23 protein-coding genes are annotated in these 24639 nt (G+C 71.5%); 17 read left to right on the top strand and 6 right to left on the bottom strand.

Translation table 11 applies throughout. From position 1 onward, the window contains the following. The first annotated feature begins 82 nt into the window (after nt 1-82). From OG707_RS15105 to sucD, 7 genes are all read left to right on the top strand, one after another. The gene (locus tag OG707_RS15105) at nt 83-1171 is read left to right on the top strand and encodes an ATP-binding protein (RefSeq protein WP_329118399.1); all 1089 of its coding nucleotides are present in this window, start codon (nt 83-85) and stop codon (nt 1169-1171) included. Then, complete coding sequence (locus OG707_RS15100) at nt 1168-3453, top strand: DUF5682 family protein (RefSeq protein WP_329118397.1); 2286 nt, start codon at nt 1168-1170, stop codon at nt 3451-3453. Before OG707_RS15105 ends, OG707_RS15100 begins: the two co-directional genes overlap by 4 nt. Further along, the gene (locus tag OG707_RS15095; RefSeq protein WP_329118395.1) at nt 3450-4613 is read left to right on the top strand and encodes a VWA domain-containing protein; all 1164 of its coding nucleotides are present in this window, start codon (nt 3450-3452) and stop codon (nt 4611-4613) included. The genes OG707_RS15100 and OG707_RS15095 overlap by 4 nt, the downstream gene beginning before the upstream one ends. Before the next feature lie 97 nt (nt 4614-4710). Further along, complete coding sequence (locus tag OG707_RS15090; protein ID WP_329118393.1) at nt 4711-5403, top strand: hypothetical protein; 693 nt, start codon at nt 4711-4713, stop codon at nt 5401-5403. Nucleotides 5404-5513: 110 nt separating this feature from the next. Further along, nucleotides 5514-6197, top strand: a complete 684-nt coding sequence (locus OG707_RS15085; RefSeq protein ID WP_329118391.1) for a hypothetical protein — start codon at nt 5514-5516, stop codon at nt 6195-6197. Nucleotides 6198-6463: 266 nt separating this feature from the next. Further along, complete coding sequence (sucC, locus tag OG707_RS15080; protein WP_329118389.1) at nt 6464-7642, top strand: ADP-forming succinate--CoA ligase subunit beta; 1179 nt, start codon at nt 6464-6466, stop codon at nt 7640-7642. 19 nt (nt 7643-7661) lie between these two features. Further along, on the top strand, nt 7662-8549 hold the full coding sequence (gene sucD / locus OG707_RS15075; RefSeq protein ID WP_329118387.1) for a succinate--CoA ligase subunit alpha: 888 nt from the start codon (nt 7662-7664) through the stop codon (nt 8547-8549). Nucleotides 8550-8624: 75 nt separating this feature from the next. Here the strand turns inward: sucD and OG707_RS15070 are convergent, their stop codons facing one another. Beyond that, complete coding sequence (locus OG707_RS15070; protein WP_329118385.1) at nt 8625-9950, bottom strand: helix-turn-helix domain-containing protein; 1326 nt, start codon at nt 9948-9950, stop codon at nt 8625-8627. Nucleotides 9951-10065: 115 nt separating this feature from the next. Between OG707_RS15070 and OG707_RS15065 the strand changes: the two genes are divergently transcribed. Continuing rightward, entirely contained in the window at nt 10066-11604 is a 1539-nt protein-coding gene (locus OG707_RS15065) for a cell division protein PerM (RefSeq protein ID WP_443071334.1), read from the top strand. A 16-nt stretch (nt 11605-11620) separates the two neighbouring features. Here OG707_RS15065 and OG707_RS15060 read toward each other — a convergent pair whose 3' ends face one another. Then, entirely contained in the window at nt 11621-12367 is a 747-nt protein-coding gene (locus OG707_RS15060; protein ID WP_329118383.1) for a hypothetical protein, read from the bottom strand. A 209-nt stretch (nt 12368-12576) separates the two neighbouring features. Here OG707_RS15060 and purN point away from each other — a divergent pair, with 209 nt between their 5' ends. Next, nucleotides 12577-13194 (top strand): phosphoribosylglycinamide formyltransferase, encoded by a 618-nt coding sequence (purN, locus tag OG707_RS15055; protein WP_329118382.1) that lies wholly within the window; start codon nt 12577-12579, stop codon nt 13192-13194. Then, a complete protein-coding gene (gene purH, locus OG707_RS15050; RefSeq protein WP_329118379.1) occupies nt 13181-14734 on the top strand; it encodes a bifunctional phosphoribosylaminoimidazolecarboxamide formyltransferase/IMP cyclohydrolase in 1554 nt (517 codons plus the stop codon). The genes purN and purH overlap by 14 nt, the downstream gene beginning before the upstream one ends. 77 nt (nt 14735-14811) lie before the next feature. Here purH and OG707_RS15045 read toward each other — a convergent pair whose 3' ends face one another. Beyond that, entirely contained in the window at nt 14812-15450 is a 639-nt protein-coding gene (locus OG707_RS15045) for an RDD family protein (protein ID WP_329118377.1), read from the bottom strand. 205 nt (nt 15451-15655) lie between these two features. Between OG707_RS15045 and OG707_RS15040 the strand changes: the two genes are divergently transcribed. The 7 genes from OG707_RS15040 (at nt 15656) to OG707_RS15010 (ending at nt 22946) form a co-directional block, all read left to right on the top strand. After that, nucleotides 15656-16510 (top strand): bifunctional methylenetetrahydrofolate dehydrogenase/methenyltetrahydrofolate cyclohydrolase, encoded by an 855-nt coding sequence (locus OG707_RS15040; RefSeq protein WP_329118375.1) that lies wholly within the window; start codon nt 15656-15658, stop codon nt 16508-16510. After that, nucleotides 16500-17021 carry a DUF3017 domain-containing protein gene (locus OG707_RS15035; protein ID WP_329118373.1) on the top strand — a complete coding sequence of 174 codons (522 nt, stop codon included), beginning with the start codon at nt 16500-16502 and terminating at the stop codon, nt 17019-17021. The genes OG707_RS15040 and OG707_RS15035 overlap by 11 nt, the downstream gene beginning before the upstream one ends. Before the next feature lie 262 nt (nt 17022-17283). Further along, a complete protein-coding gene (locus OG707_RS15030; protein ID WP_329118371.1) occupies nt 17284-18360 on the top strand; it encodes an XRE family transcriptional regulator in 1077 nt (358 codons plus the stop codon). A 289-nt stretch (nt 18361-18649) separates the two neighbouring features. Next, nucleotides 18650-19639, top strand: coding sequence for a malate dehydrogenase (locus tag OG707_RS15025; protein WP_329118369.1), 990 nt, complete (start codon nt 18650-18652; stop codon nt 19637-19639). Between the two features lie 305 nt (nt 19640-19944). Next, nucleotides 19945-21636 (top strand): hypothetical protein, encoded by a 1692-nt coding sequence (locus OG707_RS15020; RefSeq protein ID WP_329118367.1) that lies wholly within the window; start codon nt 19945-19947, stop codon nt 21634-21636. Beyond that, on the top strand, nt 21623-21997 hold the full coding sequence (locus OG707_RS15015) for a hypothetical protein (RefSeq protein WP_329118365.1): 375 nt from the start codon (nt 21623-21625) through the stop codon (nt 21995-21997). The genes OG707_RS15020 and OG707_RS15015 overlap by 14 nt, the downstream gene beginning before the upstream one ends. Nucleotide 21998: 1 nt before the next feature. Continuing rightward, nucleotides 21999-22946 carry a hypothetical protein gene (locus OG707_RS15010; protein WP_329118363.1) on the top strand — a complete coding sequence of 316 codons (948 nt, stop codon included), beginning with the start codon at nt 21999-22001 and terminating at the stop codon, nt 22944-22946. Nucleotides 22947-22952: 6 nt separating this feature from the next. On the opposite strand, the gene OG707_RS15005 is transcribed toward OG707_RS15010, so the two are convergent. From OG707_RS15005 to OG707_RS14995, 3 genes are read right to left on the bottom strand one after another with little or no spacing between them, the layout of a single operon-like run. Next, nucleotides 22953-23684, bottom strand: coding sequence for an isocitrate lyase/PEP mutase family protein (locus OG707_RS15005; RefSeq protein ID WP_329118359.1), 732 nt, complete (start codon nt 23682-23684; stop codon nt 22953-22955). Continuing rightward, on the bottom strand, nt 23672-24124 hold the full coding sequence (locus OG707_RS15000) for a carboxymuconolactone decarboxylase family protein (protein ID WP_329118356.1): 453 nt from the start codon (nt 24122-24124) through the stop codon (nt 23672-23674). The genes OG707_RS15005 and OG707_RS15000 overlap by 13 nt, the downstream gene beginning before the upstream one ends. Next, nucleotides 24121-24621, bottom strand: coding sequence for a carboxymuconolactone decarboxylase family protein (locus OG707_RS14995; RefSeq protein WP_329118354.1), 501 nt, complete (start codon nt 24619-24621; stop codon nt 24121-24123). The genes OG707_RS15000 and OG707_RS14995 overlap by 4 nt, the downstream gene beginning before the upstream one ends. Nucleotides 24622-24639 lie beyond the last annotated feature (18 nt).

Here is a 24639-nt window from a genome sequence, read left to right as displayed (position 1 = left end):
TGTCGCAGGTCAGAGCGATTGTCAGTGGCATGGTGCACGGTTGTTGTCGTAGCCGGTTCAGTGATCTGGAGGGGGATCCACCGTGACCGAGAATGAAGTTCTCCGCGAGCACGCCGAGGACGCTTTCGCCCATGAGATCAAGGCACTTGCCGCAGCCGACGACCGGCCGCGCCCGGCCCGCTGGCAGCTGTCGCCGTGGGCCGTGGCCACCTATCTGCTCGGCGGCACGCTCCCCGACGGGACCGTGATCACACCCAAGTACGTGGGCCCGCGCCGCATCGTCGAGGTCGCCGTCACCACACTCGCCACCGACCGCGCGCTGCTGCTGCTCGGGGTCCCCGGCACCGCGAAGACCTGGGTCTCCGAACATCTCGCGGCCGCCGTCAGCGGCGACTCGACCCTGCTGGTGCAGGGCACGGCCGGCACACCCGAAGAGGCCATCAGATACGGGTGGAACTACGCCCAGTTGCTGGCCCACGGCCCCAGCCGCGACGCGCTCGTCCCCAGCCCCGTCATGCGGGCCATGTCCGAGGGGATGACGGCGCGGGTCGAGGAGCTCACGCGTATCCCGGCCGACGTCCAGGACACGCTCATCACGATCCTGTCCGAGAAGACCCTGCCCATCCCGGAGTTGGGGCAGGAGGTGCAGGCCGTCCGCGGCTTCAACCTCATCGCCACCGCGAACGACCGCGACCGCGGCGTCAACGAGCTGTCGAGCGCACTGAGGCGGCGCTTCAACACGGTCGTCCTGCCGCTGCCCGCCACCGCCGAGGCCGAGGTGGACATCGTGTCGCGGCGCGTCGACCAGATCGGGCGCTCGCTCGAACTCCCCGCGGCGCCCGAGGGACTTGAGGAGATCCGCCGCGTCGTCACGGTCTTCCGCGAGCTGCGCGGCGGGGTCACGGCCGACGGGCGTACGAAGGTGAAGTCCCCGTCCGGGACGCTCTCCACGGCCGAGGCGATCTCCGTCGTCACCAACGGCCTCGCCCTGGCCGCCCACTTCGGCGACGGCGTGCTGCGGCCGGGCGATGTCGCCGCGGGGCTTCTGGGTGCGGTCGTACGGGACCCGGCGGCGGACCGGGTGATCTGGCAGGAGTACCTGGAGACGGTCGTCAGGGAGCGGGACGGCTGGAAGGACTTCTACCGCGCCTGCCGGGAGGTGTCGGTATGACGCTGCTCCTCGGCGTCCGGCACCACGGGCCGGGCTCGGCCCGCGCCGTGCGGGACGCACTGGACGCCGCGGTCCCGGCGGCCGTGCTGATCGAGGGGCCGCCCGAGGGCGACGCGCTGCTCGCGCTCGCCGCCGACGAGGAGATGCGGCCACCGGTGGCGCTGCTCGCCCATGTCACGGACGACCCGGGCCGGGCGGCGTTCTGGCCGATGGCCGAGTTCTCGCCGGAGTGGGTCGCGATCCGCTGGGCGCTGGCGCACGAGGTGCCGGTGCGGTTCATCGACCTTCCGGCGGCGCACTCGCTGGCGATGGAGGCGGAGGAGAAGGAAGAAGAGGAGAAGGCGGAGGGCGCCGGGTCCGTCCGTATCGACCCCATCGGGGTGCTCGCGGAGACCGCCGGATACGACGACGCCGAGCGGTGGTGGGAGGACGTCGTCGAGCATCGCGGTCCCGGCGGAGGGGACGCACTCGCCCCTTTCGAGGCGCTCGCCGAGGCGATGGGGGCGCTCCGGGAGGAGTACGGGGACGGTGGATACGCGCGCGACCTCGCCCGCGAGGCGTACATGCGGATCCAACTCCGCACCGCGGTGAAGGAGTTCGGGGATGATCGCGTCGCCGTGGTCTGCGGGGCCTGGCATGTGCCCGCGCTCGCCGAGAAGACCACCCTGGCCGCCGACCGTGCCCTCCTCAAGGGGCTGCCCCGGGTCAAGGCCGAACTGACCTGGGTGCCCTGGACGCACCGCAGGCTCGCGCGGCACAGCGGTTACGGCGCGGGAATCGACTCGCCCGGCTGGTACGGGCACCTCTTCGGCGCCCCCGACCGGCCCGTCGAGCGCTGGATGACCAAGGTGGCCGGGCTGCTGAGGGAGGAGGACCGGATCGTCTCTCCCGCCCATGTCATCGAGGCGGTCCGGCTCGCGGAGACCCTCGCCGCGATGCGCGGGCGGCCGCTCGCCGGCCTGGGCGAGACGACCGACGCGATCCGGGCGGTGATGTGCGAGGGCTCCGACGTCCCGCTCTCGCTCGTACAGGACCGGCTCGTCGTCGGCGATGTGCTCGGGGAGGTCCCGGACGCGGCTCCCGCCGTGCCGCTGCAACGCGATCTGACGCGGACGCAGCGCACCCTGCGGCTCAAGGCTGAGGCGGTGACAAGGGAGTTGGAGCTGGATCTGCGAAAGGAGACCGACGCCTCGCGTTCCCGGCTGCTGCACCGGCTGCGGCTGCTCGGCGTCGGCTGGGGCGAGCCGACCGGCGGGCGGGGGAGCACCGGCACCTTCCGGGAGAGCTGGCGGCTGCGCTGGGAGCCGGAGCTCTCGGTACGGGTCGCCGAGGCCGGGGTGTGGGGGACGACCGTGCTCTCCGCTGCGACGGCGAAGGCGGAGACCCGGGCCGTCTCGGCGACCGCGCTCGCCGACGTCACCGCGCTGGCCGAGCAGTGCCTCCTGGCCGAACTGCCGGATGCGCTCCCCGTGGTGATGCAGGCGCTCGCCGACCGGGCGGCGCTCGACGCGGACGTCGGCCACCTCGCCCAGGCCCTGCCCGCTCTGGCCCGCTCGCTGCGGTACGGCGATGTGCGCTCCACGGACACGGCCGCGCTGGGAAAGGTGGCGGCGGGTCTCGCCGAGCGGATCTGCGTGGGCCTGCCGCCCGCCTGCACCGGCCTCGACGCGGACGGCGCGGACCAGATGCGCGGCCACCTCGACGGCGTACAGACCGCGATAGGCCTGCTCACGGACGGCTCGGAGGGTCCGGACAACTCCGGCGGCCTGCGCGGCCGTTGGGCGCAGGTGCTGCTCAAACTCACGGAGCGGGACTCCGTCGCCGGGGTGCTGCGCGGCCGCGCAGCCCGCCTGCTGCTCGACGACGGCCGGCTCGCGGAGGACGAGGCGGCGCGACTCATGGGGCTCGCGCTCTCGCCCGGCACGGAGCCCGTCGACGCGGCCGCGTGGATCGAGGGGTTCGTCGGCGGGGCCTCGGGCGGCGGGATGCTCCTGGTCCACGACGAGCGGCTGCTCGGGCTGGTGGACGCATGGCTGAGCGGGGTGTCGGGGGATGCGTTCACGGACGTACTGCCGCTGCTGCGGCGGACGTTCGCCGCCTATGAGCCGGGCGTACGGCGGACCCTCGGCGAGCTGGTCCGGCGCGGGCCCGCAGCGGAAGGGCAGGGGCGGCCGGCCGAGTCCGGGGCGCCGGGGTTCGGGGCGGGGATCGACCAGGTGCGGGCGGACGCGGTGGAGCCGGTGGTGCGGCTGTTGCTGGGACTGGGATCGGGGGAGCGATGAACGGTACGACGGGCGAGCGGCTGCGGCGCTGGCGGATGGTGCTGGGCGGAGGAGCGGCCGACGGTACGGGGTGCGAACTCGCGGGCAGGGACGCCGTGATGGACGGGGCGCTGGGCGCGCTCTACGGCAACGGCAAGGGGAAGGGCGGCCGCAGCAGCGAGCGTTCGGCGGGGCTCGGAGCGTCGGCGCCGTCCGTCGCGCGCTGGCTCGGGGACATCCGTACGTACTTCCCCAGCTCCGTCGTGCAGGTCATGCAGCGCGACGCGATCGAGCGGCTCGGGCTCTCCGCGCTGCTCCTGGAGCCGGAGATGCTGGAGGCCGTCGAGGCGGACGTCCATCTCGTCGGGACGCTGCTCTCCCTCAACAAGGCCATGCCGGAGACGACCAAGGAGACGGCCCGCATGGTCGTCCGCAAGGTGGTCGACGACCTGGAGAAGCGCCTGGCGACGCGGACGAAGGCGACGCTGACGGGGGCGCTGGACCGTTCGGCGAGGATCAGCAGACCACGGCACCGGGACATCGACTGGGACCGGACGATCCGCGCCAACCTGAAGAACTACCTCCCTGAGTACCGGACGGTCGTGCCGGAGCGGCTCATCGGATACGGGCGGGCCTCGCAGTCGGTGAAGAAGGACGTCGTCCTCTGTATCGACCAGTCGGGTTCGATGGCCGCCTCGGTGGTCTACGCGTCCGTCTTCGGAGCGGTCCTCGCCTCCATGCGGTCGATCGCGACCCGGCTCGTCGTCTTCGACACGGCGGTCGTCGATCTGACCGACCAGCTCGACGACCCGGTCGACGTCCTCTTCGGTACGCAGCTCGGCGGCGGCACGGACATCAACCGGGCGCTCGCGTACTGCCAGTCGCAGATCACCCGGCCCGCCGACACGGTGGTCGTGCTGATCAGCGACCTGTACGAGGGCGGAATCCGGGACGAGATGCTCAAGCGGGTCGCGGCGATGAAGGCGTCGGGCGTGCAGTTCGTGGCGCTGCTCGCACTGTCGGACGAGGGGGCTCCGGCGTACGACCGCGACCATGCGGCAGCCCTGGCGGCACTGGGCGCACCGGCGTTCGCCTGTACCCCCGATCTGTTCCCTGACGTCATGGCGGCGGCGATCGAGAAGCGGGAACTTCCCATACCGGACATGGAGACGCATCAGTAACAGGGGGCTTGCGTAACCCCCTGCGTCTCGTGCAAGCATCGGTGCGTTGCCCGCGGAGGGCTCCGTTCCGTCGTACCCCGGAAGGCCACCTGCCACCGTGACTGTCCCTGCAGTTCCGCCCGTTGCGGCATCACGCGCCCTGCGCGTGGTGCTGTTCCTGGGCGGGCTGCTGGCGCTCGGGTTCTTCTTCGGCGGCCAGGCGCACGCGGCCGAGCCCAAGGTTCCCGCGCTGCCCGAGGCCGGGCTGACCAAGGTCCAGCCCGTGCGCGAGGTGCGGCATCTGGTGCAGCCGGTCACGGACACGGTGCGCGAAGTGGCCAAACCCGTACGGCAGTTGACGGACGGCATCACCGCCGCGCTGCCCGTGCCTGTACCCGTGCCCGTGCCGCAGGAGAAGCCGCCGGTCGTCACGTCCGTGACGCCCGCGCCGCAAAGCACCCCCCAGTCGCCCAAGCGCACCGCCGCCAAGGTGAACACCCCTGTGCGTACGGCGGATCCGGTCGCACCGCGGCCGGACGTGCGCCCGGTCACGTACCGGCACGGACCCGTCGACGCCGCACCGCAGCAGCATCACGGGCAGCTCCGTACTCCCGTACGGCATCTGCCCGTCGACCCCTGCGGCACCGACGGCAAGTGGTCCGCCGACGGGCACACGCCTCGCGCCGGCGAACCCCACGCCGTCCCCGTGTCCGGCGGCACCCGCTTCGTCCTCGCGCCCGCCGCCGGGCGCCCGGACACCGACGAACCGGTCTGCGACAGACCGCACGACATCCTCGAATTCCCCGGCTAGGGCAGCCCGTTCCCCCGTCCCGACCTGTCGCGCGGGGGCGGAACAGGTCTGCCCGTCAGCCGGAAGCCTCCGGACTGGCCATGCCGAATTCGAAGGATCTGAAGCACGTCATGAACAAGAACATCCGTCGTTCCATAGCTGTCGCCGCCACCGTCTCCGGAGTGTGGGGCGTGGGCGCTGCGGCGTCCGCCAGCGCTGCCGAGCTGCCCGTCGCCGTACCGCACACCGCCCTCGACAAGGTCGTGGACGGCACGGACGCGCAGGGCACGGTCGCCAAGGTGACGCATGCGGCCCAGGGCAAGGGTGTCGGCGACGTCCGCGCCAAGGCCGCCGAGGCCGCCGCCGCGGTGAAGGCCGCCAGGGGCCAGCTGCCCACCCAGACGCCCCAGACCCCCGAGCTCCCCTCGGTCGCCCAGGCCGACGAGATCGACTACCTCTTCGGCCCCCTGGACCAGATCCCGGGCTACGCCCAGAGCGCCGCCCAGGGCACCGTCCAGAACACCGCGGGCCCGGCCGTCGCCCAGACCGCCGACTCCGTCCTGCCGCCCGTCGCCGGAACCGCCGTCGACGGCGTGCTTCCGGTCGTCGGCCAGGCCGTCGGCGACGTCACCACCCTCGCCCAGGGCGTGACCACCCAGGTCCAGCCCTTCGCCCAGGGCGTCGTCTCCGGGGTCGCCCGCGACGCGCAGCCGACCGTCGCGCACGCCGCGACGGGCGCCACGGCCACTGTGGCTTCGGTCACTCCGTCAATCGTGACGGATGCCCTCCCCGCGTACGCCGGGCACGTCCTGTAACCGACCGCAGGGCTTAGCAGCCCTGCTCACCGGGCGGTTCCCGAGCCCCAGGGGACCGCCCGGTTCCGGCACACCGTCTGTGACAGTAATCACCGCCCATGTGTGATCTGCGATTTAGGGACCCAGGTCCCACGGGGATAACCTGCGAGACGGACATGCCGCGTACCGGACACCGTGTACGCACTCCCTTGTGACAGTGCAGTCACGTTGCCCTTGCGGCACGCCCACGCAGACTAAAAACCGCGATCACCAAGGACGGAACGCGCGTGGACCTGTTCGAGTACCAGGCGAGGGACCTCTTCGCCAAGCACGGTGTACCGGTGCTGGCCGGTGAAGTCATTGACACGCCTGAGGCAGCCCGCGAGGCGACCGAGCGTCTTGGCGGCAAGTCCGTCGTCAAGGCCCAGGTGAAGGTCGGAGGCCGAGGCAAGGCCGGCGGCGTCAAGCTCGCCGCCAACGCCGACGAGGCAGTGGCCCGGGCCACCGACATTCTCGGCATGGACATCAAGGGCCACACGGTCCACAAGGTGATGATCGCCGAGCTGTCCCCCGAGATCGAGGCCGAGTACTACGTCTCGTACCTCCTCGACCGCACCAACCGCACCTTCCTCGCCATGGCGTCGGTCCAGGGCGGCATGGACATCGAGGAGGTCGCGGAGAAGACCCCGGAGGCCCTCGCGAAGGTCCCGGTCAACGCCGTTGACGGTGTGGACCTCGCCAAGGCCCGCGAGATCGTCGCCCTGGCGAAGTTCCCGGCCGACGTGGCCGAGGGCGTCGCCGAGGCCATGGTCACCCTGTGGGACACCTTCGTCGCCGAGGACGCCCTCCTCGTCGAGGTGAACCCCCTGGTCAAGACCAAGGACGGCCGCATCCTGGCCCTGGACGGCAAGGTCTCGCTCGACGAGAACGCCGACTTCCGCCAGGCCGACCACGAGGCGCTCGAGGACAAGGACGCAGCCAACCCGCTCGAGGCTGCTGCCAAGGCCAAGGGCCTCAACTACGTCAAGCTCGAGGGCGAGGTCGGCATCATCGGTAACGGTGCCGGTCTGGTCATGTCGACCCTGGACGTCGTCGCCTACGCCGGCGAGAACCACGGTGGGGTCAAGCCCGCCAACTTCCTCGACATCGGTGGCGGCGCCTCCGCCGAGGTCATGGCCAACGGTCTCGAGATCATCCTCGGCGACCCGGACGTCAAGTCCGTCTTCGTCAACGTCTTCGGCGGCATCACCGCCTGTGACGAGGTTGCCAACGGCATCGTCCAGGCCCTCGAACTGCTCGCCTCCAAGGGCGAGAAGGTCGAGAAGCCGCTGGTCGTGCGCCTCGACGGCAACAACGCGGAGCTGGGTCGCAAGATCCTGTCGGACGCCAACCACCCGCTCGTACAGCGCGTGGACACCATGGACGGCGCGGCCGACAAGGCCGCCGAGCTCGCGGCTGCGAAGTAAGGGACGAGGTCAGAACACCATGGCTATCTTCCTGACCAAGGAATCCAAGGTCATCGTCCAGGGCATGACCGGTGCCACGGGCATGAAGCACACCAAGCTCATGCTGGGCGACGGCACCAACATCGTCGGTGGCGTGAACCCCCGCAAGGCCGGCACGTCCGTCGACTTCGACGGCACCGAGGTCCCGGTCTTCGGCTCCGTCGCCGAGGCGATGGAGAAGACGGGCGCCAACGTCTCCGTCCTCTTCGTGCCGCCGGCCTTCTCGAAGGCCGCCGTCATCGAGGCGATCGACGCCGAGATCCCCCTCGCCGTGATCATCACCGAGGGCATCGCCGTGCACGACTCGGCCGCCTTCTGGGCGTACGCGCAGGCCAAGGGCAACAAGACCCGCCTGATCGGCCCGAACTGCCCCGGTCTCATCACCCCGGGCCAGTCCAACGCCGGCATCATCCCGGGCGACATCACGAAGCCGGGCCGCATCGGCCTGGTCTCGAAGTCCGGCACGCTGACGTACCAGATGATGTACGAGCTCCGTGACCTCGGCTTCTCCTCCGCCGTCGGCATCGGTGGCGACCCGGTCATCGGCACCACGCACATCGACGCCCTCGCGGCGTTCGAGGCGGACCCCGACACCGACCTGATCGTCATGATCGGCGAGATCGGCGGCGACGCCGAGGAGCGTGCGGCGGACTTCATCGCGAAGAACGTCACCAAGCCGGTCGTCGGTTACGTCGCGGGCTTCACCGCCCCCGAGGGCAAGACCATGGGCCACGCCGGCGCCATCGTCTCCGGCTCCTCCGGCACGGCTGCCGCGAAGAAGGAGGCCCTTGAGGCCGCGGGCGTCAAGGTCGGCAAGACGCCGACCGAGACGGCCAAGCTGGCGCGCGAGATCTTGAACGCCGCCTAGTAGTTCCGTACGTACGACGCGGGCCCGTACCCCTGGCTTCCAGGGGTACGGGCCCGCGTCGCGTGCTGCGTGCGTTCAGCGCGTGTCGGGCACCAAGTGCCCCGGCCCGTTTGCCGGTTCGTCGCGCAGCTTCTCGTGGAGCTTCTTGTCCGCGGTGGTCAGCCGCTCGGGGCCGCCGTGGGGGACGGGCACCCCGGTGACGTACGCCCCGGTCGGCGTCGGCTTGTGGTACGACGTCGGCGCCGTGGCCAGCGTGAAGATCGTCGCGCAGGTGATCGTGACGACGAAGCCGATGGACGCCCGCGTCCAGAACTGCGTCTTGCGCTCGCTTCCCGTACGCGCGGTACGGGCCGCCGGCAGCTTCGCGGCCGGGTCCGCCTCGGCCAGCGCGCCGAGCCGCTCGCGCAGCTCCGCCTCGTCGACCGGCTCGGGCAGCCGCTCGGCCAGCGCGGCCCGCGCGTGCAGCAGCCGGTTGGCGGCGGCCGCCGTGGAGGCCTCCGTCTCGGCCGCGGTGTCCGCGACACCGAGGCCGACGCCGTCGCAGAGCAGCAGCGTGCGGCGGTAGACCGCGGGCAGCCCAAGGAGCGCGTCGAAGAGCGCGCGGCGCTCGGGGTCGGTGGGCGGCTGGTCGGGGTGGCGTGGGGCGCGGCGGGGCCGGTGCCAGGGGGACATGGCGTACTCGTACGCCGCCGCGCGCACCCAGCCCTCCGGGTCCCGGTCGGTCGCGACCTCGGGCCAGCGCTGCCAGGCGAGGTGGAAGGCGTGCGCGACGGAGTCCTCGGCGAGCCTGCGGCGGCCGGTGAAGAGATAGGTCTGGCGTACGAGGCCGGGGGCGGTCCGGGCGTAGAGCGCGTCGTAGGCCTGGGCGGGGGTGAGACCCCCCGGGCCGTCGGAACCTTCGGGGCCCTGCTCGGCTTCGGCCTGCGTCTCGGGGACCTGCTGGACCTGCTCGGCCCTCTCCGGCTCGGGTGCCGGTGCCGGTGCCTGCGGCGCCGCCGAGGCCCGTACGACGGGCTTGGAGGGCTGCGCGGCGGCGGTCGCCATGACGCGGACCACCTGCTGATGCTGTGCGTGGCGCGACGGACTGGTCTCCGGCGGCTTGGCGGCGCGCTTGGCCGCGGGCCGGGGGCGGGTGTGCTGCGAGAGGGACTGATGAGGGCGGGCGGGGGAGGGCGCGGGCGCGGTCTCCACGGCTTTGACCTGCGGCTCCTCCGCCTCCACCTCCGCCTGCAGCAGCTTCGCGTACTGCTCCAGCCTGCGGCCGCGCGGCGAGGTCCGGCCGGTCTCCCAGGACCGTACGGTCGCCCGGGTGACGCCGACAGCCGTCGCGACCTGCTCCTCGGTCAGGGACTTCGCCTCGCGCAGCCTGCGCCGCTCCTTGGGGGAGGGCAGTTCAGTCATGAGGACTCTCCGTGATCGAACGACGGACAGAAAAGTACATAAACGTATATTGAGTGACACGACGGCTCTTTGCCTGTTGCGCCGCGAATGTGTCGGACATTGGGAGCATGGCTCCGTGACCCAAGTGACCGATCGCAGCCCGTTGTTGCCGCCGTCCGCCCCCGTACGGAGTCGTCGTGCCGCCGCGCTTGTCGACTGCGCGTTGCGCGGGGCCGTCGCCGCGGGGGTCGGGCTCGGTGCGCTCGCCGTGCTGGTGATGGTGGAGTGGATCAGCTCCCCGTACCCCGACAGCGGCCCCGACGGGGCCCTGCACGTCGCCGCGGGGATCTGGTTGCTCGCCCACGGCACCGAGCTGACCAGGCCGGACACCCTCTCCGGGGTGCCGGCGCCGGTCGGTGTCGTACCGCTGCTGCTGTCGGTGGGGCCGATCTGGCTGCTGTACCGGGCCGCGCGCGACTGCATGGACCAGGAGGAGGGCCGGCCCGTCGCGTCCGTGCGGGGCGCCTTCTGGGCGGTGTCGGGCGGATATCTGCTGGTCGCGGGCGTGGTGGCGCTGTACGACCTCGGCGGGCCGCTGGCGGCGGGACCGCTGAGCGCGGCGTTCCATCTGCCGGTGGTCGTGGCGGGGACGGTCGGGCTCGGGGTGTGGACGGCGGCGGGGCGGCCCCCGGTGCCGCTGCCGGAGTGGGTGCCGGACGACGCGGGCGACGCGGTACGGGCGGCGGCCGCCGGGGTCGCGGTCCTGGTGGGCGGTGGCGCGCTGCTGCTCGGGGGCGCGCTGGTGTGGCACGCGGGGGCCGCGCAGAGTGCGTTTCTGCAGCTCACGGGGGTGTGGTCGGGCCGTTTCGCGGTGCTGCTGCTGGCGCTGGCCCTCGTACCGAACGCGGCGGTGTGGGCGGCGGCCTACGCGCTCGGGCCCGGTTTTGCGCTCGGCGCCGGGGCGACCGCCTCGCCCCTGGGGGTGACCACGAACCCCGCGCTGCCGCACTTCCCGCTGCTGGCGGCGGTCCCGGCGGAGGGGCGCGGGTCCTGGTTGGGCTGGGGTGTGGCGCTGGTTCCGGTGGCGGCCGGGGTGGTGGTGGGCTGGTTCTCCGTACGTACGGAAGCCGACCGCGGCCTGCGCGACACGGCGTCCGTGGCAGCGCTGGCGGCTGCTGGCTGCGCGGCGGGTGCGGCGCTGCTGGCGGCGCTGGCGGGCGGCCCGCTCGGCACGGGGAACCTGGCGGAGTTCGGCCCGGTGTGGTGGCGCACGGGCGCGGCGGCACTGGTGTGGACGGCGGGCGTGGGGGTCCCGTTGGCGCTGGGCCTGCGCTGGTGGCGCTTCCGCCGTGGCCTGAAGGCTGAGGCGGCGGAGGGCGAGACCCAGGAGCGCGAGCGCCGCTGGACGGCGCTGAAGGAGGCCTCGGGCGGTCTGATGGCCCTGTTCCCGCCGCAACAGCCGACGGTGGTCGCAGAGCCTGTCGTGGAGTCCGTACCGACGCCGGATCCGGAGCCCGAACCCGAGCCCGTACCTGTGGCGGAGGTGCCCGCCCCTGAGCCTGCCGAGGCCGAGGCCGAGGTGGATGCGGCGACGGAGACGGCGACGGAGACGGCGTCGGAGACGGCGTCGGATGCGGCGTCGGAGACGGACGAGGAGAAGCCGCCCACCTCGTGAGCGGCTCTGCCCCCTGTTACGACTGCGTGCCGAAGATGTTCACCAGGGACTTGGGGAGCTTGTCGTTGCAGGCGATCTTGCCCGACTGGGTCAGGGCGTCGTCCACGCACGAGTAGTAGTCGCGGTACACGATCTGCACCGTGAACGTCGCCGCGATGATCGCCAGCGCGAGCCCCGCCGTCACCACGCCCGCCACCGCCGCCGTCGTCTGCGGCTTCGGCGTGCCCGGCGGCGGGGTCGAGCCGTCCTCGCGCGGCTTCGGCTTGGCGCGCAGCGAGCTGATGCCCCAGTACAGGGCCAGCGAGCCGAGCAGCAGCCCGATCTGCCAGAAGTTGAACGCGCAGAAGAAGGCCCAGATCCCGGCCAGCAGCGCATAGCGGGCCCGCCGCTGGGCGGGGTCGGTCACGTCCCAGCGCAGGCCGGGGCCGCGCTGACCGCCCGGGCCGCCGGAGCCGCCCTGGTCGGGGCGCTGGGGGCGGGGGCCGCCGCCGAAGCCGCCGTCCTGGCGGCCGGGCTGCTGGTTGCTCCACTGGCCGCCCCAGGGGTTCGGCGGGGGCGGAGGGGTGTCTTCCGGCGGGGTGTCGCCGCTCTCGGGGCGGCGCGGGCGCCAGGGCTGCTCGGGCTTGTCCTCGGGCGGCGGCGCGAAGGGGTTGTTGTTGTCGTCGGACCCGTCCGGCGAAGGGGCAGATGAGGACGGCGAGCGACGCTCCCGCGGCAGCAACAGGGGGAGGCGGTCGGTCACGCTCTGGCGTCGGTCCTGCATCTGGTGAACGTCTTCCCCTCAGTCGGTTCCCGTCCGGGAGACGGTGCCTGCCCCAGACGCTACCTTCCGGCCGGGCCCCCGTCCCGTGGGGGCCGTCCGGTGTGCCGGTATCGTTGCCGACGGTCGGCGCGTTCGTAGGGTTCCCCGTATCGGGGCGTGCGATGCGTTCGTAGGACCGTACAAAGCCGCATTCCAGAAAGGGCCCCCTCGTGGCCGCAGCCCGTCTTGTCGTCCTGGTGTCCGGGTCCGGAACCAATCTGCAGGCCCTGCTCGATGCGATCGCCGCCGATCCTGAGGGGTACGGCGCCGAGGTCGTCGCCGTCGGAGCCGACCGCGAGTCCATCGTCGGGCTGGAGCGCGCCCGCGCCGCGGGGCTGCCCACCTTCGTCTGCAAGGTCAAGGACTTCGAGGACCGCGCGGCCTGGGATCTGGCGCTGGCCGAGGCCACGGCCGCGTACGAGCCCGATCTGGTCGTGTCGGCCGGCTTCATGAAGATCGTGGGGAAGGAATTCCTCGCCCGGTTCGGCGGCCGGTTCGTCAACACGCACCCCGCCCTGCTGCCCAGTTTCCCCGGGGCCCACGGCGTGCGCGACGCACTCGCGTACGGCGCGAAGGTCACCGGCTGCACCGTCCACTTCGTCGACGACGGCGTCGACACCGGGCCGATCATCGCGCAGGGCGTGGTCGAGGTCCGGGCAGCGGACGACGAAGTCGCTCTCCATGAGCGCATCAAGGAAGTCGAGCGCTCGCTGCTCGTCGAGGTCGTGGGGCGTCTGGCCCGTAACGGCTACCGCATTGAGGGACGAAAGGTTCATGTCGGTGAATAAGCCCATCCGTCGCGCGCTGATCAGTGTCTACGACAAGACGGGGCTCGAGGAGCTCGCCCAGGGGCTGCACGCGGCCGGTGTCACGCTCGTTTCGACGGGGTCGACCGCTGCGAAGATCGCTGCCGCGGGCGTGCCCGTCACCAAGGTCGAGGAGCTGACCGGTTTCCCGGAGTGCCTCGACGGCCGCGTCAAGACGCTGCACCCCAAGGTCCACGCGGGCATCCTCGCCGACCTGCGCCTGGAGGACCACCAGCGCCAGCTCGCCGAGCTGGGCGTCGAGCCCTTCGACCTGGTCGTCGTGAACCTCTACCCCTTCACGCAGACCGTCGCCTCGGGCGCATCCGACGACGAGTGCGTCGAGCAGATCGACATCGGCGGGCCTTCCATGGTCCGCGCCGCCGCCAAGAACCACCCGTCGGTCGCGGTCGTCACCAGCCCCGAGCGGTACGCGGACGTCCTGGCCGCGGTCCAGGCCGGCGGCTTCGACCTCGCCGCCCGCAAGCGGCTCGCGGCGGAGGCGTTCCAGCACACCGCCGCCTATGACGTGGCGGTCGCCAACTGGTTCGTGGACGGCTACGCGCCGGCCGACGACAGCGGCTTCCCGGAGTTCCTCGGGACGACGTACGAGCGCTCCAACGTCCTGCGCTACGGCGAGAACCCGCACCAGGGCGCCGCCCTCTACATCTCCGGCACGGGCGGTCTCGCGGAGGCCGAGCAGCTGCACGGCAAGGAGATGTCGTACAACAACTACACGGACACCGACGCCGCGCGCCGGGCCGCGTACGACCACGCCGAGCCGTGCGTCGCGATCATCAAGCACGCCAACCCGTGCGGCATCGCGATCGCCGACGACGTCGCCGAGGCGCACCGCAAGGCGCACGCCTGCGACCCGGTCTCCGCGTACGGCGGCGTGATCGCGGTCAACCGTCCGGTCACCGTGGCACTCGCCGAACAGGTCGCCGAGATCTTCACCGAGGTCATCGTCGCGCCGTCGTACGAGGACGGCGCGGTCGAGGTCCTGGCCCGCAAGAAGAACATCCGCGTGCTGCGCGCCCCCGAGGCGCCGTCCGCACCGGTGGAGGTCAAGCAGATCGACGGCGGTGCGCTGCTCCAGGTCACCGACCGTCTGCAGGCCGACGGCGACGACCCGGCCAACTGGACGCTCGCGTCCGGCGACGCACTGTCCGCCGAGGAGCTGGCCGAGCTGGCGTTCTCCTGGAAGGCGTGCCGCGCGGTCAAGTCCAACGCGATCCTGCTCTCCAAGGACCGCGCCTCGGTCGGCGTCGGCATGGGCCAGGTCAACCGCGTCGACTCCGCGAAGCTCGCGGTGGAGCGCGCGGGCGAGGAGCGCGCGCGGGGGTCGTACGCCTCCTCGGACGCGTTCTTCCCGTTCCCCGACGGCTTCGAGATCCTGGCGAACGCCGGGGTCAAGGCCGTGGTGCAGCCGGGCGGTTCGGTCCGTGACGAGCTGGTCGTCGAGGCCGCGAAGAAGGCGGGCGTGACGATGTACTTCACCGGGACGCGCCACTTCTTCCACTGATCGCAAGTACGGAAAAGGCCGCAACCCCCGTCCGCCGAACGGGGGTTGCGGCCTTCTCGCGTGCGAGGGGCGTCAGATCACTGGGACTTGATGACGATCGACGAGATGATCTTGTCGGCGAAGGTCTGCTTCTTGGCGTCCCACGCCGGCCACAGCCAGCCCAGGTAGCAGGCGAGGCTGTCCACGAAGTGGGCCAGGTAGCGGACGAACGCCATGCCGAAGCCGAGCGGCTGGCCGTCGGCCTCGCGCACCAGGCGGATGCCGAGGGCCTTCTTGCCGATCCACGCGCCCTCGGTGCCCTCCTTGTAGAGCTTGAAGAGCCCGAGGCCGAAGCCGACGAGGATGCCGAGGATCGCGAGAGCGGAGCCCGCACCGCCGCCGATGCCGGCGCCGATGCCGAGGAGGATGCCGTACGGGACGGCGATGATCAGGCCGTCCAGCAGCACGGCGGCGAACCGGCTCCACCAGCCCGCGTACTGGGGCGGGTAGCCGTAGCCCTGCTGGCCCTGCGGCGGGTAGCCGTAGCCGGGCTGCTGCTGCGGGTAGCCGTAACCGGCCTGCGCCGCGTCCTGCTGGGGGTAGCCGTAGCCGGGCTGGCCCTGCGGCGGGACGCCCTGGGGGGCCTGCTGCGGGTAGCCGTAGCCGGGCTGCTGCGGCTGCTGGCCCGGCTGCTGGGGCTGCTGGCCGTAGGGGTTGTTCGGGTCGCCGAAGCTCATGGGGGAATTCCTCCGTAGTTCTGGGGACGACGCGGTCCGAGCGGAGGAAATGCATGGAACTGAGCGGTTTCGCCCCCCGGTACTGCCCGCGACACACTGCGCCGATCATCGTTCTAAACGAGCCATAAGTTTGTCCAGTCGCATTCCCTATGAGTTGTGCAAGTGCAACTTGGGCGATCACGCCGGGCCCTGGAAGAATGGCCGTATGACAGCCCAGATTCTCGACGGCAAGGCCACCGCGGCCGCGATCAAGTCCGATCTGACCGCCCGTGTGGCGGCCCTCAAGACGCAGGGCATCACCCCTGGTCTCGGCACGCTGCTGGTCGGTGACGACCCGGGCAGCCGCTGGTACGTCAACGGCAAGCACCGGGACTGCGCCGAGGTCGGCATCGGCTCGATCCAGCGCGAACTGCCCGACACCGCGACGCAGGAGGAGATCGAGGCCGTCGTACGGGAGCTCAACGAGAACCCGGAGTGCACGGGCTACATCGTCCAGCTTCCGCTTCCCAAGGGCATCGACACCAACCGCGTCCTGGAACTGATGGATCCGGCCAAGGACGCCGACGGTCTGCACCCGATGAGCCTCGGCAAGCTGGTGCTCGGGGTCGACGGGCCGCTGCCCTGCACCCCGTACGGCATCATCCAGCTGCTCCGTCACCACGGCGTCGAGATCAACGGGGCGCATGTGGTCGTGGTCGGCCGCGGCATCACCGTCGGCCGCTCGATCGGGCTGCTGCTCACCCGTAAGTCCGAGAACGCGACCGTGACGCTCTGCCACACCGGCACGCGTGACCTCGCGTCGCTCCTCAAGCAGGCGGACATCGTGGTCGCGGCGGCCGGTGTTCCGCACCTGGTCAAGCCCGAGGACATCAAGCCGGGCGCGGCCGTGCTCGACGTCGGCGTGAGCCGTGACGAGAACGGCAAGATCGTCGGGGACGTCCACCCCGGTGTCGCCGAGGTGGCCGGCTGGATCTCGCCGAACCCGGGCGGCGTCGGCCCGATGACCCGCGCGCAGCTGCTGGTCAACGTGGTCGAGGCGGCCGAGCGCCATGACGGCTGAGGACGCGGGGAAGCAGGGGACCGCGGAGGCGGACGCGGCCGAGGAGGCGGCGGAAGCCGTCAACGCGGCCGACGAGACCGTCGACGCCGTCAGCGCCCCCGGTCCCGACGGCGCTCCCGTACGGACCTCGCGCCGTTTCCCCGCCGTGACGACGGACACCGCGCGCCCCGAGGGCGGCGGCCGGGCGGCCGGTGCGGACGTGCCGCCGCCCTTCCGTCAGTGGCCGCTGCTGACCGTGCTCTCCGCGACCGGGGCCGGGCTGCTGCTCGTCGCGTTCGACGTGACCCGCGTCGGGCTGCTGCTCATCGGTGTCGCGATGCTCGCGGGCGGAGTGATGCGCTGGTGCCTGCCGTCGGTGGGCATGCTGGCGGTCCGCTCCCGCTTCACGGACATGGTCACGTACGCGATTCTCGGTCTGGCCATCGTGCTGCTCGCGCTGATGGCGCAGCCGGAGCCGTGGCTGAAGATCCCGTTCCTGAACGACATCGTCCACTTCACGGTGCGCACCTAGAACTCCGTTGCCCCTGTGGCTGGTTGGCCCGTACGCCTCTTGTGAGGTGTGCGGGCCGCTGTCGTTTCCGTGACGGTTGGGGCGGGGGCGCGCGATGTGCGTCCTGCCGCCCTGAATGCACCCGTGCGCTCCCACCCGGGGAACTGACATCCTGACTTTGTGCATCCCTTGGGGTAGCCAGAACGGGGGATGTGCCGGGGGGTGCATCAGCCGGACACGTACGGACGTACATCAGCGCATACGGGGGGACTAGGGGGAAGCAATGCCTCGTTGGAAGGCTCTGCCGGAGGAACTCGACCCGCAGGTACGGGAGTTTGCCAGCCAGCTGCGCAGACTCGTCGACCGGAGCGGGCTGAGCATCGCTGCGGTGGCCGACCGGACCGGCTACAGCAAGACGTCGTGGGAGCGCTATCTGAACGGGCGGCTGCTCGCGCCGAAGGGCGCGATCGTCGCACTGGCCGAGGTGACCGGGACCAACCCGGTGCATCTGACCACCATGTGGGAGCTGGCGGAGCGGGCGTGGAGCCGTTCCGAGGCGCGGCACGACATGACCATGGAAGCCATACGGATTTCCCAGGCGCGCGCCGCGCTGGGGGAGTTCGGGTCCGCGCCGGTGGCTCCGGCGCGTACGAAGAACGGGAGCGCACGCCCGCAGAGCGCGTCCGCCGCGCCCGCCCAGGCTGCTCCGGTCGCCGACGCCGTGCCGGTGGCGCCCGTACCGCCGCAGAGCGGGCAGTTCGGTCCGCCCCCTGCGGCGTTGCACCAGCCCCAGGCGCCGTCGCAGCCGCCGCGCAGCCGGCCGCCGTCCTCGTCACCGTCCTCGCCCTCCGACCAGAGGCCCGGGCGGAAGAAGCTGACGATGTTCCTGGCCGGGGTGGTCGGTGCGCTGCTGGTGATAGCGGCCGCGGTGCTCCTGACCGACCTGGGCGGCAAGGGCGACAACAACAACGGCGGGAAGAAGACCACGCCCAGCCCGACCGTCTCCACCAACCCCAATCTGCCCCCCGGGGTGAAGTGCAGCGGCAAGGACTGCACCGGCAAGGACCCGGAAGCGATGGGCTGCGGCGGCGAGCTGGCCAGGTCGCTGACCAATGTGACGGTCGGCGGCGCGCTCGTCGAAGTCCGGTACAGCAAGACGTGCGGGGCGGCGTGGGCGCGGATCAACCAGGCGGCCACGGGCGACGTCGTGCAGGTCAGCGCGGCGGGAGCGGTCACGCAGAAGGGGACGGTGGCCGCCGATCCCGATGCGTACACCCCGATGATCGCGGTCACCGACCCGGCGCTGGTGAAGGCCTGCGCGACGCTGAAGACCGGTGCGCAGGGCTGCACGAAGAATTAGTGGCGGATCCGGGGGAATGGTCGGCGCGGTACGGGGCAACCGACCTTCATCCCCCCACGGGTGCTCGCACCCGACGGTGGCCGCCCGCGCCTCACTCCCCCCCCTTGGCGCGGGCGGCCACCGTCTTTTACGGGGTGTGTGTGCGCCGTGCCACATGGGGGCGGGGGTTCAGCGTCCGCCAGGTCCGATAGCCTGATCGCCGGAAGTCTCTTCACATCAAGATTCAAGGATCAGGCTTCCTGCACGAGGGGCAGGGACCCCCACCGCCAGCTGTCTTACGGAGATCGCCATGACCCGCACTCCCGTCAACGTCACTGTGACCGGCGCGGCCGGCCAGATCGGCTACGCGCTGCTCTTCCGCATCGCCTCCGGTCACCTGCTCGGCTCGGATGTGCCGGTCAAGCTGCGACTCCTCGAGATCCCCCAGGGCCTCAAGGCCGCCGAGGGCACCGCCATGGAGCTCGACGACTGCGCCTTCCCGCTGCTCCAGGGCATCGAGATCACCGACAACCCGAACGTCGCCTTCGACGGCGCGAACGTCGCCCTCCTGGTCGGCGCCCGCCCGCGTACGAAGGGCATGGAGCGCGGCGACCTGCTCGCCGCCAACGGTGGCATCTTCGGCCCGCAGGGCAAGGCCATCAACGACAACGCCGCGGACGACATCAAGGTCCTCGTCGTCGGCAACCCGGCCAACACGAACGCGCTCATCGCGCAGGCGTCGGCCCCGGACGTACCGGCGGAGCGCTTCACCGCGATGACGCGCCTCGACCACAACCGCGCGATCTCGCAGCTCGCGCAGAAGACCGGCGTCCCGGTCTCCGAGATCAAGCGCCTCACCATCTGGGGCAACCACTCGGCGACGCAGTACCCGGACATCTTCCACGCCGAGGTCGCCGGCAAGAACGCCGCCGAGACCGTCAACGACGAGCAGTGGCTGGCCGACACCTTCATCCCGACCGTCGCCAAGCGCGGCGCGGCGATCATCGAGGCCCGCGGCGCGTCCTCGGCGGCCTCGGCCGCCAACGCCGCCATCGACCACGTGCACACGTGGGTCAACGGCACCGCGGACGGCGACTGGACGTCGATGGGCATCGTGTCGGACGGTTCGTACGGCGTCCCCGAGGGCCTCATCTCCTCCTTCCCGGTCACCACGAAGGACGGCAAGTTCGAGATCGTCCAGGGCCTGGAGATCAACGACTTCTCGCGCGCGCGGATCGACGCGTCGGTGCAGGAGCTGGTCGAGGAGCGCGACGCGGTGCGCGAGCTCGGCCTGATCTGAGTTCTCTGACTCTGTACGTCACGCAGGCCCCGCCTTCCCGGCGGGGCCTGCGTGCCTTGAGGATCGGCCGCGGTGCGCGAGCTCGGCCTGATCTGAGTTCTCTGACTCTGTACGTGACGCAGGCCCCGCCCTCACCGGCGGGGCCTGCGTGCGTTCAGAACGTGCCGTGGAGTGCGTCACTCCTCTATGCTGCTCTCCCTGTAGCAGCCAACTAGCCCAATGACATGGGCAGTTCGTGTTTCGGGGGAAACGTGACGCAGACATTCCTGCCACCTCAGCAGCCCGGCCCGCAGACTCCGCCGCCCGTGCCCCGCACGGTGCCCGCCACCAGCGAGGCGACGCGGCTGCTCTGTGCCGGTGCGTATCTCGACGACTCCTACCGCGACGCGGTGATCGACGAGCTCTACGTCCACGAGGAGCGCATCGTCGCCCCCTCGCTCGGGTTCGATGCGGGCCGCGTCCTGGCCCACGCCCTGCGCGCCCGGCGCATCGAACTCGGCTGGTCCGCCGGGATACTGCTGCTCTGGATCGTCGCCGCCCCGCTCACCGGCTGGCTGGTCGTCCTCTACGTCGCGCCCGTCCTGCTCCTCACCCTCGCGCCCCGGGTCCGCGGCACCGCCACCTGGGCCTCCACCACCTCGTGGCTCGGCACCTACCGGATCATCGCCGGGTGGATCCTGCGCTGGTACGGGCGCGTGCTGATGCTCGTCGTCCTGGTGTCCCTGATCTCGATGGCCTTCGCCGACGAGGACGCGTACAACGACAGCGACTCCCTCGGCTACATGGACATCTTCGGCATCGCCGGGATCCTCGGCCGCGAGGGCGCAGGCGTCGACAAGTTCCAGGTCTGGATCGCGCTCGCCCTTCCGCTGGTCGTCGCCTGGGCGGTGGCCACCCAGCGCGGACAGTTCGCCCGCGCGCTCACCGGTGAGCTCTCGCGGGAGCGGTTCGCCGACACCGCGAACGACCCCGCCGAGGGGGCCGAGGGCGCCCGTTTCACGCGGCTGCGCCAGCGGATCCGTATCGAGCAGCACTCGCCGCTGATCATGTACCACTCGGCGGACCCCTTCTGCGGCGCCGGAGCCCCGTACGCCACCTGGTCGCTCTCCCTCGAACTGGTCCCGCGCGACGGCGAGTCGGAGAAGGGAGCCCAGATGCAGCCGCTCGACAACAGCGCGATCCTGCGCCGCATCGTTCCCCTCCTCGAAGGGCTCCGCGTCCCTTCCCCGCACAGCGATCCGCACACCGTGGTCCGCGACCGGCTGCGCGAGCTGGAGATCGACGAGGTCGTCTTCCTCCCGGCGGAGGGGCTGCCCAACCGCACGCACGCCCCGTACGCCCTCGAAGCGTTCCAGCAGCACCGGGCCAACTCCGTTGAGGAGGGCGGCGAGACGCGCCGCCACTTCCTGCGGATCCGGGTCGGCGGCTGGGGCGAGGAGATCGTGGCGACCGTGTTCGTACGGGTGCACACGCAGGGCGGGATGCTGATGCTGGAGGTCGCCCCGCACGTGCTGCGGCCGGTGCGCCCGCTCTTCCAGTACGCCGACCGGATCGCCCACCGCTACCGCCACAACAACCGCTTCGGCAAGGCGGTCTGGGCGCTGGGCCGCTTCCCCTCCTCGGCGGGCAGCGCACTGATCACGCTCGTACGCGGGGCTGCCGCGGTCTGGCGTACCGCCACCAGCGGCAATGCCAAGGCGCTCGCCGAGGGCCCGGGGCTCTCCGTGCGCGAACTCGGCTCGGACGACGAGGCGTCGCTCTTCCAGGACATGGACCTCAGCCGCTATCTGAAGTCCATCCAGGACCGGGTGACCAGCGGGGTGCAGGCGGCGCTGAAGGACGCGGGGTACCGGACCACCGAGTTCGAGCAGAAGATCGTGAACGTCGCCGAAGGCGGCACCTTCATCGATTCGATCAAGGGCGCCGTGGGCATCGGCAACAACAACACCATCACCAACAAGGCGCAGACGGGGGGCGGAGAACGTGGCAAGTCCTGACGACGGGCAGAACCGGGGGATCCACATCGGGAGCGTGCAGGGCGCGTTCGCGATCGGCGACCAGAACACGGTCACCAACTACGAGGCAGGGGCCGGGGACCGCGACGCGGGCCAGGAGGAGCTGCTCGCGGCTCTGCGCGAGCTGCGCGCGGACCTGGGACGGCTCGTCGCGAGCGACCAGACGGCTGCGCTCGATGCCGAACTGGCCGGTGCGCAGGACGAGATCGAGGGCGAGGGCGCCGCGAGTCCGGGCAGGCTCGGGCGGCTGCGGCAGGCGCTGACGGACGCGGGCTCGCTGACGGCGATGTTCGCTTCCGGTGCGGCGACCGCCCAGGCGGTTGCCGCGCTGCTGGGAGGGTGACGTGGGCGGTAGCGGGGGCGGGGTCCGCTGGAACGACGAGACCCAGAGCTGGGAGACGGTCGGGGCAGGGCAGGGCGCGGGGGCGTATCCGCAGCCGCCCGTGACACAGCCGCCCGTGGCACCGCCGCCGGTGATGCAACCGCCGGTCGTGCCGCCCCAGGGGCCGCCGCCCGTCGGCCCGCCGTCGGCCCCGGTCTACGACCCTTATCCACCCAACGGTTACCCGACCGCCCCGGTTCCCACCGGCCCCGATCCCGTCCCGCGTGGTATCCGCAGGACCCGCCTGATCGCCCTGTGCGTGGCGGCCGCCCTCGTCGGCGGCGGGGCCGCGGCCGCCTGGGTCACCTGGGGAGGTGACGGCGGCGGCAAGCCGGACGCGAAGTCCGGGGCGAGCGTGAGCGCTTCGGCGTCCAGTACGGAGTCGCAGGCAGTCGACTCCGTGTCCGAGAGCCCGACACCCTCGTCGACGGAGACCGCGACGGACTCCCCGTCGCCCACCGCGTCCGGCGAACTCCCCGTGGGCTACACGCTGCAGCACGACACCAAGGGCTTCACGATCGCCGTACCGACGGGCTGGACGCGTTCGGAACGTACGAACGGCGTCTTCTACGCGACCTCCGGCGACGGCAGCCTGATGCAGATCTACAGCATCACCGAGCCCGACACGACGCCGCGCCAGTCCATGGAAGCGACCTCGGCAGGCCTCGCCAAGGAGAAGACCAACTACCAGGAGATCAGCCTGGAGGACGTCCCCGGCGAGGATGCCGCCCAGCTGGTCTACGCGTACGACAAGGACGGCACCGGCGAACGCCGCCAGGTCGCCGACCGCGCCTTCACGGGGACGGACGGCCGCCAGTACGCGGTTCTCGTCGCCGGTCCCGCCACGGACTGGCCCCAACAGGAAGAGCACCTCAAGGTCGCGCTGGACTCCTTCGTGGCAGGTCGGTGAGGTCCCTCAGTACGTCCCGAGCGCCAGCGCGTCGGCGATCTCCCGCACCTTGGCCGACGCCTTGCGCTGCAGGCCCGGGCCGAAGGTGATGCGCGTGGCGCCGAGCCGGCCGAGCTCGGCGAGCGAGGGGCCGCCGGGAGGGGCGCCGACGTTGATCGGGGCGTCGATCTCGGCTGCCAGGCGCGGGAGTTGGTCCGGCGGGGCGCCGATCGGGTAGACGCAGTCCGCGCCGGCCGCGAGATAGCGGTGGGCGCGGGCCACGGCCTCGGCGGTGTCCTTGACGCCACGGATGTACGTGTCCACGCGGGCGTTGACGAAGAGGGCGTCGCCCGCCTCGGCGATGACCTCCGCGAGCCAGTCCGCGTGCTGCGCCGGGTCCTTGAGGGTGCCGTCGTGGGCCGAGTCCTCCAGGTTGCAGCCGACGGCCCCGGTCTCCAGGAGGCGGGCGACGAGCTCCTTGGGCGGCAGTCCGTACCCGCCCTCGATGTCCGCGGAGACGGGGATGTCGACCGAGCGGACGATACGGGCGACGGCGGCGAACATCTCGGCGGCGGGCGTCGACCCGTCCTCGTAACCGAGCGAAGCGGCGACCCCCGCACTCGGCGTGGCGAGCGCGGGGAACCCGGCGTCCGCGAAGACGCGGGCGGCCGCGGCGTCCCAGGGGCCGGGGATGACGAGGGCGTCGCCGGGCGCGCGGTCGTGGTGCAGCGCGCGGAAGGTGGCGGTCAGCTGTGCCATGCGGTCTCTCCCGGGGTGGTGCGGCGGGCGACCATCAGCCGGTTCCAGCTGTTGATCGTCGTGATGGCGGCGACGAGATGGGCCAGTTCGGTCTCAGTGAACTCCTCGGCGGCCTCCGCGTACACCGTGTCCGGGACGAAGCCGTCGGTCAGTACGGTGATCGCCTCGGTCAGCGCCAGGGCCGCGCGCTCCTTGGCGGAGAAGCGGTCGCCCGCCTCCTCCCAGGCCGCGAGCAGGTCGAGGCGGGCCTGCGACTCGCCCTTCTTCAGGGCCAGTTCGAGGTGCATGTCCAGGCAGAACGCGCAGTGGTTGAGCTGCGACGCACGGATCATGACCAGCTCCGCGAGGAGCGGATCGAGGTTTCGTTTGGCCGCCGCGCTCAGCCCGGACAGCGCCTTCGCGAACTCGGCCGGGATCAGCCAGTTGCGGGGTCCGGTCACTTGAACTGGCCCGGGGTGTAGTGGCCCGGGACCATGCGGGTGGAGACGCCGAAGCGGTTCCAGGCGTTGATCGCGACGATCGCGGCGATCAGGTGGGCCAGCTCGGTCTCGTCGAACTGCTTGGCGGCCTTGGCGTAGACCTCGTCGGGGACGAAGCCTTCGGTCAGTACGGTGATCGCCTCGGTCAGCTCGATCGCCGCCAGCTCCTTCTCCGTGTAGAAGTGCTGCGACTCCTCCCAGGCGCTGAGCTGGATGATCCGCTCGACGCTCTCGCCCGCGGCGAGCGCGTCCTTGGTGTGCATGTCGAGGCAGAAGGCGCAGTGGTTGATCTGCGAGGCGCGGATCTTCACGAGCTCGAAGACGACGGGGTCGACGCCCTTCCTGGCCGCCACCTCCAGCTTGAACATCGCCTTGTAGACCTCGGGGGCGTGCTCGGCCCACTGGAGGCGGGGGGTGTGCTCGGGGACGTAGTGCGTGTGCTGCTCGTTCGTGGTCATGAGGACGACATTACGGGG

Origin of the sequence: Streptomyces sp. NBC_01465 (assembly GCF_036227325.1) — a bacterium.
GTDB lineage: Bacteria > Actinomycetota > Actinomycetes > Streptomycetales > Streptomycetaceae > Streptomyces.
Note: the sequence above shows the minus strand (reverse complement) of the source record. Positions and strands in the feature narration are given on the sequence as shown.